A 16,126-nucleotide genomic window follows, 5' to 3' on the forward strand; every position below is an offset into this window, starting at 1 on the left:
TAATATTTTTTATCTTCTGACGCTGAGATTAGCAGCTTGGATGTAAAAAAACATGATCTGACTACATGTAGCACATGTTTTTTTGTTAAAAAGTATAAGGTGGTGAAATGTTAGTCATCAGTATGCTATTAATGCTGTATAACCTTATGTTTAACAAGGGATTGAGGTGTTTTAGTTACGCTAGATGCTGCTTTTAATTTGGTGTGTCTGCATTGGGATCTTTAAATACCAAGCTTGAGAATAATGTGAATCCTTAAAGGGTATCAGTATTTAGTTATTGTGAACATTTGAACACCTGCTGGAAATTTTGTCGCCTGAATATTACGCAATAAACAATGCTTTTGTTGGATAATATTGCAAACAATCTGCTGTGCATTGAACAATTGTATTCTTCCCTTTACCCTTCCGCGCCCGACAAATAAGTCGGTAACTCACAAATTGCATTAAATCCCCGATAACTCGGCCAATATAGCGGCATTTTTGAATGTTGTTTTATCAGCGAAGAATGAGAAGTCGATTGCTAGGATGGCATGGATCAAGGAGAGCAAAAGGAAATCGAGCGCATTTGGTATTGATCTTACTAACCCTATTTGTGGGTAGAGGATTGATGAAACGAAGCGAGCAATAATTTTTGTTCGATAAGATGAGTAATAACAATGCAATTGATTTCTGGTTTGGTCGGTATTCTGGCTTTAATTTTAATCGCTTATTTTTTATCAGAGAAACGTTCACACATTAACTGGCGTACCGTGTTAGGGGCGCTGGCTATTCAGATGACTTTTGCCGCTATTGTTTTGTATAGCGAAAATGGTCGTGCCGCATTGGGTGAGTTTTCGAGTGCAGTACAGAACATCATTAATTTCAGTAATGAAGGCATTAGCTTTTTGTTTGGCGGATTAGTATCAGACAAAATGTTTGAGCTGTTTGCTGGCGGTGGCTTCATTATGGCTTTCCGCGTATTACCTGTGGTGGTCTTTTTCTCTGCTTTTGTCGCGGTACTGTATTACCTCGGTATTATGCAGTTACTGGTTGGTACTTTAGGTCGAGCTTTATCAAAAATGCTAGGAACAAGCCGTGCTGAATCTATTTCAGCTACCGCCAACATTTTCCTTGGTATTTCAGAAGCACCCCTAACGGTTCGTCCTTATATTGCACGCATGACACGTTCAGAGCTTTTTGCCGTAATGGTGGGGGGGATGGCGTCGGTTGCGGGTTCAGTGCTTGTGGGGTATTCACAAATGGGCATCCCATTAGAATATCTACTGGCTGCATCATTTATGGCTGCACCTGCTGGTTTGATGATGGCAAAGCTTCTGATCCCTGAAACAGAGCAAGCGTGTGATTCTGCTGAAAGTGCTGAAGACGAGAAAAAGCCGGCCAATATTATTGATGCGGCAGCGCAGGGTGCTCTACAAGGCATGCAACTAGCACTAAATATTGGTGCGATGTTATTGGCTTTCATTAGCTTGATTGCGATGCTGAATGCATTATTAGGTTGGGCGGGTTCATTAGCTGGTTTTGAAGGGCTTTCGCTCGATCTGGTGTTTGGCTACTTATTCTTACCATTTGCTTATATTGCGGGTTTATGGGATTTCGACGCAGCCCAGCAAATGGCTACCTTATTTGGTACCAAAACTACAATTAATGAATTTGTGGCATTTTCCCAACTTGCGCCAATGATTGAAAGTGGCGTGCTAGATAAGCGTACTGAAGTGATTATTGCGTTCGCATTATGTGGCTTTGCTAACTTTGGCTCGATAGCGGTGCTATTGGGTTGTATGGGGCTGATGGCCCAAACGCGTTACGATGAAATTGCTAAGCTAGGTATGAAATCATTAGTCGCAGCAACCTTAGCTAACTTGTTGAATGCAACGGTTGCAGGACTGTTTATTTCGCTGACGCTTTAATCACAGTGAAATGATTGTTATTGAAAGATTTAGTGTCGACACTAAGTATCGAGAGACAATCGCGATAATCTAAGTCGATAAAATAACAAGGCCACGCAATGCGTGGCCTTGTTGTATCTGTGGCTATTGGTGTGTATTAACTCAGACCAATAATGTTGCCATCAGCATCAATGTCAAGGTTCATAAAGGCGGGTTTTTCAGGTAAACCAGGCATCGTCATGACATTACCGCAAAGGGCGTAAACAAAGCCTGCGCCCGCGCACAATTTTAGTTCACGAATCGGAATGATAAAGTCACTAGGTGCACCTTTAATGCTAGGGTCATGACTGATTGATAGTGGCGTTTTTGCCATGCAAACCGCTAAATTATCGTGACCTTGTGCTTTAAGTTCTGCCAGTTGTTGCTTCGCTAGTTCTGATAATTCAACCCCACGGCAGCTATAACCGACTTCAGCGACTGTCATTAACTTTTCTTCTAATGGCTGTGATAATTGATACAGCGGCTTGAAGTTAGCTGGTGTTTCACACGCTTTAACAACGGCGTGAGCAAGTTCTATCGCGCCTTCACCACCTTTACCAAAGGCCTCGCTTAAGGCGACATCAACATAGGTGTCAAATGTCTCGTTAGCGATCATCTCTTTAAGTTGATTGAGTTCTGCATCACTGTCTTGTGGGAAGCGGTTAATGGCAACCACTACAGGTACACCGTATTTTGCTGCGTTATTGATGTGCCATTTAAGGTTGTCAAAGCCAGCAATCAGCGCTTTCTCATCAGCGTCAAAAATCGCATCTGGTAATGCTTGGCCTGGACGTAGGTCGTATAACCCTGAATTTGCTTTCAAGCCACGAAGTGTCGCGACGACCACGGCACAGTCAGCACCACGACCTGCTTGTTGTGCTTTGATATTACAAGCTTTCTCAAAGCCCATATCAGAACCAAACCCACCTTCTGTGACTGTGAATTCACTGAGTTTGAGTGCTATACGATCGGCAATGATAGATGAGTTACCGTGCGCAATATTGGCAAATGGCCCCGCATGGATCAGGGTTGGTACACCTTCCAATGTTTGCATCAATGTGGGTTCAATGGCTTCACACATGGTCACGGCCATTGCGCCTGCAACTTGCAGGTCTTCTGTTGTAATAGGCTGACCATCAAGGTTGTAAGCCACCACAATGCGGCCTATACGTTGGCGCATATCGGCAAGGTCGGTAGAAAGCGCCAAAATAGCCATTAATTCCGATGCCGCAGAGATATCGAAACCATCTTCACGTTCAATGCCGTTGATGGTTTTACCTTCTTCATTTTTACCGACAGTGATCATGCGAAGGGCACGATCGTTATGATCCATTACTCGACGCCAAACAATACGATTGCGATCAATTCTAAGCGTGGGTAGACCTGTTTTTTCGCTAAACACATCAAAGCCATGACGCTCTTCATGGTATACGCGCGCATCAATGGCTGCAGAAGCAAGGTTATGAGCTGCCGTTACCGCATGAATATCACCAGTCAGATGGAGGTTCAGCTTTTCCATAGGTGCAACTTGCGCGTAACCACCACCAGCAGCACCGCCTTTGACACCAAATACAGGACCCATTGAAGGCTGGCGAATACAGGCGATCACGCGCTTGCCAATCTTAGCTAATCCTTGAGATAGGCCAATAGTTGTGACTGTTTTACCTTCACCTAATGGGGTTGGTGTAATGGCAGTAACAAGAATCTGTTTACCTTCTGGACTGTTGGCTAGGCGCTTAAGAATCGACGTTTTGACCTTGGCTTTTAACGTCCCTTGAGGCGTTAAATCTTGCGGTTCAATACCCGCATTAAGCGCAATTTGGTCAATAGGAGTGAGTGCGGTGTCGCGGCAAATTTGAATGTCGCTTTTCATGTGGGCTCATACCTTTTTAAACAATGGGGAAGCACTGCTTTGAGCTGCTATGGCAGGTCACGCAATCGTTTGCGGTGGCTTTATACCACAATTTTATCACGGTTATATAGTTTTATTCCGATATATCTGTTGTTGATTTGTTGGTGGTTATAACACTATCAAAAAGCCAATTCCGAGAACTAGCTAAAAGTCTTGGTATTAAGGTCTTTGTCTGTTGTTTCAATTTTGTTAAATGTGTTGTTGGTAACAAAATTAATTTTATGGCGCTGAATAACCACCCAGATTATTGGTCGTAACTACTCAGGAGGATGAGGATTTACGGTAGGCAGACTTGAGGGAGGATAGATGTAAAGCCGTTAACCTGCCTACCAGATTAATAACCGTCAGTGAGCTGCTGAGAGAAATGAGATTGCAAGTAGTCGAGCAATAAACGCATCTTCTTAGAATCGGCGGCGCGAGGCGGATAAACACCGTAAATATTAATATCACTAAGCTGATAATCATCCAAAATAATCTGCAACTTTCCTTCTTTCACTAATGGCAATGCATCGTATTGTGGTAAACGGCCAATACCATGTCCCCCAACGACAAAAGCGGTTCTTGCTGAGGCGCTATTAGTGGTAATACTGCCTTGCATTTTGACATTGTAAGCGCGTGTCCCTTTGGTCAGCGTTTGAATTTTTGAGGTCTTTTTATATACCACCCATTCATGGTGAGCCAGTTCCGCTGGGGTTTGTGGTAGGCCATGTTGGCTAAAGTAGGAAGGTGCGCCACAAAGGGTATTCTTCATCGTCATGAGCTTTCGGGCATACAAGCCTGAATCCGCCAAAGGTGCACCACGGATTGCTAAATCAATGCCTTCTTGAATAATATTTACAATATCATCAGTCAGATTTAGGTCGATTTCTATTTTAGGATATAGGGTTTTGAAATCATTTAGTGCTGGCACTATGGTGTGCATGCTGATGTTAACAGGGGCGCTAATGGTAATTTTTCCTTCCGGCTCTTCCCGTAAGTTTTCGACTTGTTGATTGGCGGCGGAGGCTTCTTCACTGATCCGTTTACAGCGAAGGTAATAGCGTTGGCCTGCATCGGTAAGGCTGATGCTACGGGTCGTTCGGTTCAATAGTGGGATCCCAATATGATCCTCGAGCTTCTTCAGGTGATAACTCACCACGCCTCGGGAAACCCCTAGCTGTCGAGCGGCGGCAGAAAAGCTGCCTTGCTCTACTATTTGGGCAAAGACCACCATACTTTTGAGCTGTTCAAATGATACGTCCATCGCTTTTCGCCCCTATGTCTGCCTGAGTTGTTTATTGGGTTCGTGTACTAGGCTCAAGTTGTATTGAGGTCATCACGTCTGCTGACTTTAGCAGAACAAAGGCTAACATTGATCTAATTATTAGAACAATGATGCCAAGTTTATCGCCATTGTCTGAATCTAAGGGAAGGCATAGACTTTCGTTACTTGCTTAATCGGACGACACGAGGCGAATAATGAAAATTCTAATGGTTCTGACTTCACACGATAAATTGGGTAATACTGGGCATAAAACAGGCTTTTGGGTCGAGGAATTTGCCGCACCGTATTACCGCTTTTTGGATGCGAATGTAGATATTACCTTAGCGTCTCCTGCGGGTGGGCAGCCTCCTATTGACCCGAATAGTGAACTTGAACAATCACAAACAGATGCCACTGTACGCTTTAACCAAGATGCAGATGCCCAACAGGTGCTTGCCAATACCCTGAAATTAGCCGATGTCTCTGAACACGACTACGATGCTATTTTTTATCCGGGGGGGCATGGTCCGTTATGGGATCTAGTTGATGATGCAGACTCAATTGCTTTGATTGAATCGTTTTGGCAAGCCCAAAAGCCAGTTTCTGCTGTGTGTCACGCACCTGCTGTGTTACTTAATGCTAAAGATCAGCATGGTGAGTTTATTATTTCGGGTAAAGCGGTGACAGGCTTTACAAATTCAGAAGAAACGGCTGTTGGTTTAGCAGAAGTAGTGCCATTCTTGCTCCAAGATGAATTAGTTAAACGTGGTGGACAGTTTGAGTCTGCACAAGATTGGCACCCTCTAGCCATTCGAGATGGCAAGCTGATCACTGGGCAAAATCCTGCCTCGTCAGAAGCAGTCGCGGAAGCGCTGCTAAATGCTTTAAAATAATTTAATCGACTATATCGCTAGTGGAAGAATCCCATTAGCGGTATAGCCTCTGCATTCATAATAACGATATCGTAATCACGAAAGGAATGAGCAATGCTTAATTTCACCTTCCACAACCCTACTAAAATTTTCTTTGGTGAAAACCAAATTGCTGCAATCGCCAAGCAGATCCCAGCTGATGCTAAAGTCCTAGTGACTTACGGCGGTGGCTCTATTAAAGCGAATGGGGTTTACGATCAAGTAAGTAGCGCACTTAAAGATCACCAATGGAGTGAGTTCTCTGGTATTGAACCTAATCCACAATTCGATACTTTGATGAAAGCTGTCGCGCAAATTAAAGAACAAGGCATTACTTACTTACTTGCTGTCGGTGGTGGTTCTGTTGTTGATGGTACTAAATTTATTGCAGCTGCTGCGCGCTTTGAAGGTGAGCAACCGTGGGATATTTTGGCGCAGCATGCCAAAGTAACAGATGCAGTACCTATGGCTTGTGTGTTGACCTTGCCAGCGACAGGTTCAGAGAGTAACACAGGCGCAGTGATCACGCGTGGCACCACTAAGTTAGCGTTTATGTCGCCTCATGTTCAGCCTTTATTTGCAGTTCTTGACCCGAAAGTCACGCTAAGTTTATCTGAGCGCCAAGTGGCGAACGGTGTGATTGATGCTTTTGTTCACACCATGGAGCAATACTTAACATTCCCAGTGAATGCTAAAGTACAAGATCGTTTTTCAGAAGGCTTATTGCTGAATTTGATTGAGGAAGGTCCAAAAGTATTAGCAACTCCCGATGATATGGAAGTGCGCTCTAATATTATGTGGTCTGCAACGATGGCACTTAATGGCCTGATTGGGTCGGGTGTTCCACAAGATTGGAGCACACACATGATTGGTCACGAGTTGACTGGTCAATATGGTATCGATCATGCGCGTACGCTGGCGATTGTTTTACCTGCCGTTATGAAAGTGCAGCGTGAGCAAAAACGTGGCAAGTTAGTGCAATATGCACAACGCGTTTGGAACATTGTTGATGGCACTGAAGATGAAATCATCGACCAAGCTATTGCGAAAACAGAAGCCTTCTTCAAGGCTATGGGGATGCCAATTCGCCTAAGCGATGCGGATCTTGATGCTGCAAGTATCGATGTTCTCGTGGCGCAACTAGAAGAGCATGGTATGACGACATTGGGTGAGCATGGCGACATGACATTGGATGTTAGCCGTAAAGTGCTAGAAGCCGCTTTATAACCGAAATTCATTTCGGCAATACGTATTGAGTCAGTGCTGCTACTGGCTTAATAACGATAATATCTAAAGCCCTGTGAGTATAGACTGACAGGGCTTTTTACATGACTCATTCCCGCTCATTTCTGTCAAACTGATAGTATTATTACAGATTAATATCGTAGTAAGTCGCATCGTGGACTTTATTCTATGAGCAAGTTATTGAATTATATAGCCCGATATTGGTGTGCCACTGTCGATAGCTAAAAGTGAAAACTGGCTTTTCATTACTGGTGGTTTGCTGCTGAAAGACTTCTCTTTATTGTGCGTGCTCAGCCTATAAAAAGAAGATAAATATAATATGAATAAATCAACCAACAACCAAACAGCGACACATGCGATGGCGATAGAAGAGCCTGTTACCAAGTGGCAGCATACAGCGCTGCTCTCACTCTTTATTATGGCTAGCCTCATTAGCTTTGTTGTTGTGATGATCGAAGCGAATACCCGTTAATCAGGCATAAAAAACGGCAAGACTGATAAGCTCAGATCTATAGCTGTGTTTTGATGACTGTTCAGCGGTTATAAAAAAGGAGAGCACATGCTCTCCTTTATAAATTGATTGGGTTACTTGTGAACCAATTAGTACATCACTTTATGGCCGTAACTTGCGAGAATACTTTTGATGTTTTCCATCGTCTCTTTTGGCGGCGGATTAACACCCGTTAATTGATACTCAAAGCCCATCGCTTCCCACTTGTGCTCGCCAAGTTGGTGGTACGGCAATAATTCAACTTTCTCGATATTATCCATATCTTTGATGAAATCGCCCAGTAAGTGCGCTGATTTTTCATCATCAGTGTAACCCGGTACAACAACATAACGTAGCCAAGTTTTTTGACCACGCTTGTGCAGGTAGCGGGCAAAATCTAAAACACGTTTGTTAGGCACACCCACAAGGTTTTGGTGAATAGAGTCATCCATTTGTTTGATATCAAGCATGACCAAATCAGATGCATCTAGCACTTCGTCGATCACGTCGGTGTGCTTACGAATATAGCCATTGGTATCAAGACAAGTGTGAATACCTTCAGCTTGAGCGGCGCGGAAGAAATCACGAACAAATTCAGGTTGCAGCATGGCTTCACCGCCTGATGCTGTTACACCACCGCCAGATGCTTTCATAAAGTGACGGTAAGAAGTGGCATCTTTCATGATCTCTTCAACAGTAATCTCTTTACCGTCGTGCAAGTCCCATGTGTCGCGGTTATGGCAGTATTGGCAGCGCATTAAGCAACCCTGCATGAATACGATGAAACGAATACCTGGGCCATCAACGGTTCCACAGGTCTCGAAAGAGTGAATACGACCTTTTACTGACATTGTTTTACTTCTCCGCAGTGGTGCGTGTTTTGCCTGTTATTTTATTACAAAACAACAGGTGAAAGTAGCAAAAATGTCTTTAAAAATGTAAGGGTTTTGTGCGTTTATCCGTCCAGTTGTTGGTGTTATCAGCGCTAAGGGTGTAACTCAGTTACTTTTTGTTGCCACTCAATATGCCACTGATTGAGTTTGTCGATAGGCATAGGCGCCGCAATAAAATAGCCTTGTGCCAGCTGACAATTAAGATCGCGCAGCTGTTGCCATATCTGGATATTTTCTACCCCTTCCACAATAGCGGTTAAAGAGAGGCGATTACTTAAAAATAGACAAGACTCGACAATTGCTAAGGCAGTGTCGCTGGTTGTAATAGCTTTGGTGAAGCCCATGTCAATTTTCAGTGATTCAAACGGTAGGGTTTCAAGTTGTTTTAAAGATGAAAAACCAGTACCAAAATCATCGATTGATAAGGTGAAGCCATTCATTCCTAAACGAGAGGCTGATTCAAGCGCACGGCCAGTATTTTTCACCATGTCTGATTCCGTCAATTCAAAATAGACTTTATGGTGTAAGTTGGGGGTGAGCTTAGCTCGTTTCAGGACATGGTCGACAAAACCTGGGGTGCTTAATGTTGCCGACGTGATATTGATAGCCACACGCTTTGTTTTTAGTAATGCGGCATGTTCAATGATGTAGTTTAAAGTATATAGGGCTAAATCAGCATCTTTGCCTAGCTGGCTAATAAGAGGAATAAACTCGTTAGGGCTGATTAAGCCAAGTTTGGGATGGTGCAGGCGCATGAGTGCCTCAGTTGATACCCAATGACCCGTGGCGATGTCAACAATCGGTTGGAGGTAAGGCACAAACCAATGTTGCTGAAATGCTTTCTCTATGATGCTCTCATCGACCATGCTCGCTATCGAAGGGCGGGCATACTGTGTCTCGACCTTTGTATTACGCGCACTTTCAACCATGCTCGCTAGCGTGGCGAGCTGTACTGGCTTTGCTAAAGCACCTAATAAATTTAGATGATAATCAGTACACATTTTACTGACTGAGCGGATCACTTCTTGGCTAGTTGCACTGGTGATGACCACACTACCTTTGAACGCTTGCTCTGCAATTTTGCTCAGAAAAGTAATCCCATCCATTTCTGGCATATTTAAATCGCACAGCAATAAATCTGGTGAAAATCGGACCATGGCTTCAAGAGCCTCTATACCTGATGAGGCCGTTTGGATTTCATCCTCTGGCTCAGTCAGCAACTGAGCCAGTTGGGTTGCCATTATTTGACGCTGGAAAGCGTGATCTTCAATTAAGAGTACTTTCATTGAATGCAGAGACCTGCTGCTCTAGTTGATGAATATGGAGTTCAATTTCTTTTAGCTGTTTTTTAACTGCATTATCATCAGTTAGAGCCTGAGGATGTTGAGCGAGTTGCTCCATATTCTCACAGGCTTGCGCTAACGATTGATATTCGACCATTCTGGCTGCACCTTTCATACGGTGACTTATTAATCTCGTATTATCAATATCTTGTATTTGTACAGCTTGTTTTAGTTCGGCTAGGTCGGTTAAACAGGCTTGATGGTATTGCTGCAAAATTTGTTGGCATAATGCTGGGTCGCCAAAAATCGCACTTAAACTTGCAAGGCTAATGACTTCATTAGAGGCCAGTTCTTTGATGCTTTGTTTCTCTGCGCTTAATATCGCTTCTTCTATAGCGAAAGGAGAAGGTTCATCAGTAAAGGTCTCGTAAATTAAAGAGCCAGATATATTGCTACTGTCTTCTTCACTAGGCGAAAAATCCCCTAAGTCCCATTCATCGAGATCAAAACTACATCCTTCATGCTGCGTGATATCGGCATCGGGGTGCAGCCATAGTGCTAACGCAGTATCAAGTTGCTGTAGTGTCACTGGCTTAAACAGGCATTGATCAAAACCATTGGCTTTACAGTTTGATTTCTCGCTGGCAGCAGCATTGGCTGTCAGGGCAATAATCGGGATTAGTTTCCCCGTCGGTGTACGGAAACCTTGTTGTCGCACCGCCGATGCAAGGCCATAACCATCCAATTCTGGCATGTGGCAGTCCGTTAAGATCAGATCATAATCTTGCTGATGTAGTGCATTTAATGCTAATTGCCCGTTATCTGTAATATCAGCGCGATAGCCTAGTTGCAGCAACTGCTGAGCAATAATTTGCTGGTTTATCGGGTGATCTTCCGCTACTAAAATTTTAAAGGGCTTCAAATCGACATTTTCGTCAATGAGCGTTTCTACACCCTCTTCCGTCACACTTAATTGATTGTTGGCAGGCGGTTGTAGCTCTCTGATATCGGAACGATAGCCCTCTGTAAATACGGAAGGATTAGCTTGTACGGTCAGCACATGCTTTAGCTGCATTGGCATTAACGGTGACAGCGATAATATCCAGCCGTGCTCTGTCGGCTCTGGTGAGAGTAGACTTGACTGGCGTAATAAAATCCATTTTACATGGGAAAAATGCTCAGCTATCCACTCGGTAGTCAAATGCAGTGCCTGGAAGTCATACTCGGTGATTATCAGAGTATTGACTGCTTGTTTTTGTTCCTGCAATTGCAACGAGGCCAATAACTCTTGCTGGTTGTATGCCTCGATATTAAATGATCGTTCCGACCAGTTGTTCAAGTAGCAATATAACGCTGAATGTTGCTCGACCGACAAGTTTATTAAGCCACAATTTGGCAATAGCTTGCTATTTGTGGATGTGGCAATCACTGGGAATGTGAGGTGAAAAATAAATTGGCTACCAATATTTACTTGGCTTTCTACATGTATTTCTCCCCCCATGAGTTGTATCAATTGGCGGCAGATAGAAAGGCCTAAGCCCGTTCCGCTGAAACGACGTTCGCTACTAATATCAGCTTGTTCAAAAGGCTGAAATAAATTTTGGATATCGCGGTTACTAATGCCAATTCCGCTGTCTTCAATGGTGAAACGTAAGGTTTGTTGGTTATCATGCAGGCTCGCGACATCAACCAATAAACCAATATGACCGTGATCGGTAAATTTGGTCGCATTGTTTAAAAGGTTATTCATGATCTGACGTAAACGAAGTGGATCAAAAACCATGGTTTCTGCGACAGCAGGATCAACCCATAGCTTAAATCGCACACCTTTTTGTTCGGCGTGAACAACGTGGGGTCTAACCACCTCGTGGATCAAATTCGCCATGTCATAGTGTTCAACACTGAGGCTCAACTTACCAGCTTCAACTTTTGAAAAGTCTAAAACGTCATTGACGATATTAAGTAAGTTATTGCCTGACTGTACCAGACTGGTATGGATACTTTTGGCTTCAGGGCGGCAAACATATGGTGTTAATAATTCAAGTAAGCTTAATACGCCACTGATAGGCGTACGGATCTCGTGACTCATCATCGCAAGAAAACGCGATTTTGCTACCGTGGCCGCTTCAGCATCTTTACGCGCGAGTTCAAGCTCATGCTGTTGCTCTTTCATTTGTGTAATGTCGAGCAATATGGTATTCCACTGCCAGTCATCGCCCTGTGGCGTGATGTGGCAGCGAACCTCGATCCAACGCTGGCTTGTTTGTCGGCTCTTAAGCTGTAACTCTGTTTTCCAGTAGCCTTTTAAGCAGGCGTCACGCATAGCAGTGAGAATATCGTTGTTATCGTCACGCTGCTTTAGTAATCGGAAAATAAGCATAGGCTGAGCAAATAATTTACTCGCTGAAATACCGATGAGCTCATGTACTTTGTTACTAACAAAAAGCAATTTAATATCACTTGGGTCATCACTACGCTGAACGTGCTGTAGCAAAACACCATCGAAGTTGTTGGTAAGATAAGTGAGTTGCTGCTCTACCTGCTTACGTTGTTTTACTTCATTGGTTAGCTTGCGGTTCCAGTACATGATAGTAAATATTATCAGTGCTGAAATGGCGCTGACGATGGCGCCCCATAGCAGTAATTCTTTATACGGGATGCCTTTGTGAACGGTTACGGTTTGCCATTGCTTATCTATTTCGCTGAACTTTTGTGGTGGAATAGCATTGAGCGCTTTATTCACCAAGTCTCGTAATAAGCGGTTATCTTTTGATACGGCCATACCGACGGGGTGATGGTATGAATCTAATTTACTATCGATGATTTGTAAGCGGCCAAGGAATTCGCTTTGCAGTAATGAGGATGCGCTTGAGATCGATATAACAGCAACATCGATTTTGCCATTAATTGCAGCGGTGAGAAGTTCTTCATTATTGTCATAAAAGGCAAGGGGATTACCTTCAAACAGTTTTTTGCTTAATGCATGCCCGTAGCGGTTTTTAAGTACACCAATTTTACTTATGTTTGAGAACGGCTCTTGGCCCGTATTGTCAACCATGACCCAGCTCTCTTCGGTATAAGGCTGAGTACAGTTAATAAATTTTTTGCGATCAGCAGTACAAGTGACAGCTGCAATCATATCGAAATCTTGCGCTTCTAATTGTGGTAGCACACTTTGCAACGATGTTACCGGCATCGTAGAGAGCGGTATTTTTAGCAGCTTGCTAATTTCGGCTAATATGTCGGCACTGATCCCTCTCATCGTTCCCTCACTATCACTGAACTGATAAGGAAAGTCATTGGGGTGGTAAGCAACTTTTAAGGTTGAGTGACTATCAAGCCATTGTTGTTCTTCTGGTGTTAAATTCAGATTATTTTCAATGTTTAGGTAACGCTGTTGAGACGTTGTTAGCCAAGTATCATAAATTGATGCCAATAGGTGCTGGTTTAGTGATTCATATGCAGTATTTAAATCCGCAATGATAGTGGCATCGTTTTTGTGACTGGCAATGTAGAGCCTTTCATACGGAAGATCGGGTAATTCCTGGAAAGAAATAGCCCCACGATCATCTTCACGTGAAAGCATGTTCCGTAATGTAATGGCATTACCAATGTAGGCATTTGCATCTCCAATCCGCATAGCATTAAAGGCTGCTGAACTAGATGAGTATTGCTCAATATTTAATTTTTTATTGGCTAATTGACGCAGTTGCTCTTCAATGGCAAAGCCACTTTCAACTGAAATCACTTGGCCCGTTAGGTCTTGAATATTCTGAATAGAAGGGTCTTTGCTCACCACAGCCATAGGTACCACAACCAGTGGTTTACTAAAGTGCATGATTTTTTTACGTTCAAATGTTGATGATACACCCACTAAAATATCAATTTCGTTGTTGTTAAATCCCTTTAGTACATCGTCAAAATTCGGGTAAATGACCGTTTGGGTTGTGTAACCACTCTTCTTTGCAATTTCATACACAATACTTGGTAGTAAACCTGCCATGTGACCGCGATCAGAGACATAAGTAAATGGTGCCCAATCAAAATTCGGATAGCCAATGCGCAGTACTTTATTTTGTATTGTGGGTATGGTCGTTGCGGGTTTTATATCCGTAAATATGGGCTGAACCTGAAGATCATTGGCTAGTGCGTTGAAAGTAGGGGCGATAAAACAAATAACAAACAGAATAACTCTTAACATGATGTTGTGCTTCCTGATGCTTTAGCGGTCATTTGTTCTATCGGAGTTGCAAACGCATCGTCTTGAGCACGAAGTGTTTGATACCAAGTCGGTGGTTCGGCTAATGCCTCAAATGTCCAACGGGCTTCCATTAAATATTCACGCTGCTGGTGGGTCAGTGGTAATAAATTTAAACTAAATAGCTCAATTAATTGGCGTGCAATGACATGATCGAAACGAAAGTTCGGCCAAATGTTCAGTAATGCTTGGCCTGCTTGTTTATATTGTTTTTCGTTAAATAAACATAGTGCCTGCTGGTAGGCTTGCGTTTCTGTGTTCAAAGAGTTCCGCTGGCGTTTAAGCCAGAGTTTTTTGAGTAAACGGTGTGAGGCGTTACTTTCATCATGACTCAACTTATCAAGCTTTGTAAGTGTACTTATTTCTGATTTTGTCATGCAGAGGTGACGATAGACTTTCTGCAAAATAGCATTGAATTCAAAGCTACTTTCTCGTAATTCTTCGGCTGTTGTAATGTAGTCATGTTGCAAATAGCGATAGGCTTTAAAGTTATCGCCTTTTTTCACTGCTTGCAGCGCTTTTAATACTGAGACAAAAGCACGATCTTCCACAGACAGAGCTTTCTGTGAAGTTTGCATTAGCCACTGACGCTCAATGGTATGTTTTTGAACGATCTCTTGCTCAATTTGACTCACAAATAAGAGCGCATGATAGCGAGGCATATCCCAAATAGAATATTGGATATGCACACAGGCTTCTCGTAGCCTTGAAAACGCACTTTGTGTGTTATTGACCTGTGCTAACCAAAAGATTGAAAACTGGCGATCAAGGTTGGTATAACTCAGTTGTTGGGCATGCTGCCAATATTGCATTGCATCTGTGAGCTGATGGTTTTTTAAGGCAATTTTTGCACTAAGGTCAAGTACTAGCAAATGGTTAGGGTGGCTAACACGTATAGCTGTTAGCACCGCATTTGCAGATGTGATGTCATGCTGTAGTAAATACAGCTCAACCAACAAGAGTTGGGCAGGTAAATAAGGGTGCTTAGGAACAAAGCTTGCTAATAAGGCTGTTGCTTTTTGGTGCTCACCATCAAGGGTTAATCGCTTGCACAAAGCTGTAATCGCTTGGCGAAATGCTTTGGTGCTTTTTGCTTGCTGCAATGCCACTTTGGCGCCGGAAACCCCTGAAAGTTTAAATCCAGTATGGACGTGATTATTGAGTTGACGCTGAGAAAAGCTAGCTTGTAGGCGCTGTTGTAGAGCATCGGTACGAAGCGGTTTGATCAGGTAGTCGTCTGGTTCAAACTCAGCAAAACCCATGAATACTGGGATTGAATCTTCTGCTGTGATCACAAATACCATTGGCGAATGTGCCAGTAGTTTTTTTTGCGATAGATGCTCAAGTAGTTGCAACCCAGTGCTGCCATGGCCAAGATTAAAATCAATAAAAAGAATATCGAACACTTTGTTCTGACACATCTTAATTGCATCACTGGCGTTGGTTGCCGTGTGGATATTGGCAGGGTTGAAACCACAGTTTTGTAGGATCAGCTTGGTCGTCTGTTGGATGATCGAACAGTCGTCTACAACAAGTACAGAGCTATCTTGCCGCATTAAATTTATTACCTTACTCAAGCGTATATTAAATTATACATAGCGTTATATCCCTGTGGGTTACCTGAATCTGGTAAGTGCATTGCTTAGTGTATAGCTAAGCAGTATTCATCCTGAAATTGACATTGATACAAGGAATGGGTGTTTTGCGCAGATAATAAGTGAGAGTGATGGCTTTGGCAATAAACAAAACGTCATTCAGTATGGTATCTGGTTAGAGGTGTTTATTTTTGTGAAATGTAACAATTATCGCTGTTATACAGCCCATCATTCTGTTTGCTGTCTGCTTGAGATAGAATAAGCAATAGGCATAAAAAAACCGACCATAAGGTCTAATGCCGATCAGTTAGCGTAAATATGATCGGTTGAACGATCCTCCAGAGCTGTCAAAATCCAAGTGTAATTAATGC

The 16,126-nt window shown here is 43.0% G+C and carries 10 protein-coding genes; 4 read left to right on the top strand and 6 right to left on the bottom strand.

Going from position 1 to position 16,126, the window contains the following annotated elements; translation table 11 throughout:
* The first annotated feature begins 656 nt into the window (after positions 1-656).
* The gene (locus ASV53_RS09095) at positions 657-1,907 is read left to right on the top strand and encodes a NupC/NupG family nucleoside CNT transporter (RefSeq protein ID WP_062688153.1); all 1,251 of its coding nucleotides are present in this window, start codon (positions 657-659) and stop codon (positions 1,905-1,907) included.
* A gap of 136 nt (positions 1,908-2,043) precedes the next feature.
* Here the strand turns inward: ASV53_RS09095 and ASV53_RS09100 are convergent, their stop codons facing one another.
* Positions 2,044-3,798, bottom strand: a complete 1,755-nt coding sequence (locus ASV53_RS09100) for a formate--tetrahydrofolate ligase (protein ID WP_094956860.1) — start codon at positions 3,796-3,798, stop codon at positions 2,044-2,046.
* Between the two features lie 373 nt (positions 3,799-4,171).
* The gene (locus ASV53_RS09105; protein WP_094956861.1) at positions 4,172-5,080 is read right to left on the bottom strand and encodes a LysR family transcriptional regulator; all 909 of its coding nucleotides are present in this window, start codon (positions 5,078-5,080) and stop codon (positions 4,172-4,174) included.
* Between the two features lie 215 nt (positions 5,081-5,295).
* Here ASV53_RS09105 and ASV53_RS09110 point away from each other — a divergent pair, with 215 nt between their 5' ends.
* The 3 genes from ASV53_RS09110 to ASV53_RS25425 all read left to right on the top strand — a co-directional run bounded on the left by ASV53_RS09110 (position 5,296) and on the right by ASV53_RS25425 (position 7,708).
* Positions 5,296-5,973 carry a type 1 glutamine amidotransferase domain-containing protein gene (locus tag ASV53_RS09110; RefSeq protein ID WP_094956862.1) on the top strand — a complete coding sequence of 226 codons (678 nt, stop codon included), beginning with the start codon at positions 5,296-5,298 and terminating at the stop codon, positions 5,971-5,973.
* Positions 5,974-6,066: 93 nt separating this feature from the next.
* A complete protein-coding gene (locus ASV53_RS09115) occupies positions 6,067-7,218 on the top strand; it encodes an iron-containing alcohol dehydrogenase (protein WP_062688081.1) in 1,152 nt (383 codons plus the stop codon).
* Positions 7,219-7,555: 337 nt separating this feature from the next.
* Positions 7,556-7,708, top strand: coding sequence for a hypothetical protein (locus ASV53_RS25425; protein WP_189337851.1), 153 nt, complete (start codon positions 7,556-7,558; stop codon positions 7,706-7,708).
* 128 nt (positions 7,709-7,836) lie between these two features.
* Here ASV53_RS25425 and pflA read toward each other — a convergent pair whose 3' ends face one another.
* From pflA to ASV53_RS09135, 4 genes are all read right to left on the bottom strand, one after another.
* Entirely contained in the window at positions 7,837-8,577 is a 741-nt protein-coding gene (pflA, locus tag ASV53_RS09120; protein ID WP_062688082.1) for a pyruvate formate lyase 1-activating protein, read from the bottom strand.
* Between the two features lie 134 nt (positions 8,578-8,711).
* The gene (locus ASV53_RS09125; RefSeq protein WP_094956863.1) at positions 8,712-9,905 is read right to left on the bottom strand and encodes an EAL domain-containing response regulator; all 1,194 of its coding nucleotides are present in this window, start codon (positions 9,903-9,905) and stop codon (positions 8,712-8,714) included.
* Positions 9,886-14,103, bottom strand: a complete 4,218-nt coding sequence (locus ASV53_RS09130) for a transporter substrate-binding domain-containing protein (RefSeq protein WP_094956864.1) — start codon at positions 14,101-14,103, stop codon at positions 9,886-9,888. The genes ASV53_RS09125 and ASV53_RS09130 overlap by 20 nt, the downstream gene beginning before the upstream one ends.
* Positions 14,097-15,716 carry a response regulator gene (locus ASV53_RS09135; protein WP_094956865.1) on the bottom strand — a complete coding sequence of 540 codons (1,620 nt, stop codon included), beginning with the start codon at positions 15,714-15,716 and terminating at the stop codon, positions 14,097-14,099. The genes ASV53_RS09130 and ASV53_RS09135 overlap by 7 nt, the downstream gene beginning before the upstream one ends.
* Positions 15,717-16,126 lie beyond the last annotated feature (410 nt).

This window comes from Photobacterium sanguinicancri (assembly GCF_002265265.1).
Lineage (GTDB): Bacteria > Pseudomonadota > Gammaproteobacteria > Enterobacterales > Vibrionaceae > Photobacterium > Photobacterium sanguinicancri.

What these genes read in the sequence shown, in the direction of transcription:
- ASV53_RS09095 (WP_062688153.1), top strand. Translation starts at nt 657, where the DNA reads ATGCAATTGATTTCTGGTTTGGTCGGTATTCTGGCTTTAATTTTAATC.
- ASV53_RS09110 (WP_094956862.1), top strand. Translation starts at nt 5,296, where the DNA reads ATGAAAATTCTAATGGTTCTGACTTCACACGATAAATTGGGTAATACT.
- ASV53_RS09100 (WP_094956860.1), bottom strand. Translation starts at nt 3,798, where the DNA reads ATGAAAAGCGACATTCAAATTTGCCGCGACACCGCACTCACTCCTATT.
- ASV53_RS09105 (WP_094956861.1), bottom strand. Translation starts at nt 5,080, where the DNA reads ATGGACGTATCATTTGAACAGCTCAAAAGTATGGTGGTCTTTGCCCAA.
- ASV53_RS09135 (WP_094956865.1), bottom strand. Translation starts at nt 15,716, where the DNA reads ATGCGGCAAGATAGCTCTGTACTTGTTGTAGACGACTGTTCGATCATC.
- ASV53_RS09125 (WP_094956863.1), bottom strand. Translation starts at nt 9,905, where the DNA reads ATGAAAGTACTCTTAATTGAAGATCACGCTTTCCAGCGTCAAATAATG.
- ASV53_RS09115 (WP_062688081.1), top strand. Translation starts at nt 6,067, where the DNA reads ATGCTTAATTTCACCTTCCACAACCCTACTAAAATTTTCTTTGGTGAA.
- ASV53_RS09130 (WP_094956864.1), bottom strand. Translation starts at nt 14,103, where the DNA reads ATGTTAAGAGTTATTCTGTTTGTTATTTGTTTTATCGCCCCTACTTTC.
- ASV53_RS25425 (WP_189337851.1), top strand. Translation starts at nt 7,556, where the DNA reads ATGAATAAATCAACCAACAACCAAACAGCGACACATGCGATGGCGATA.
- pflA (WP_062688082.1), bottom strand. Translation starts at nt 8,577, where the DNA reads ATGTCAGTAAAAGGTCGTATTCACTCTTTCGAGACCTGTGGAACCGTT.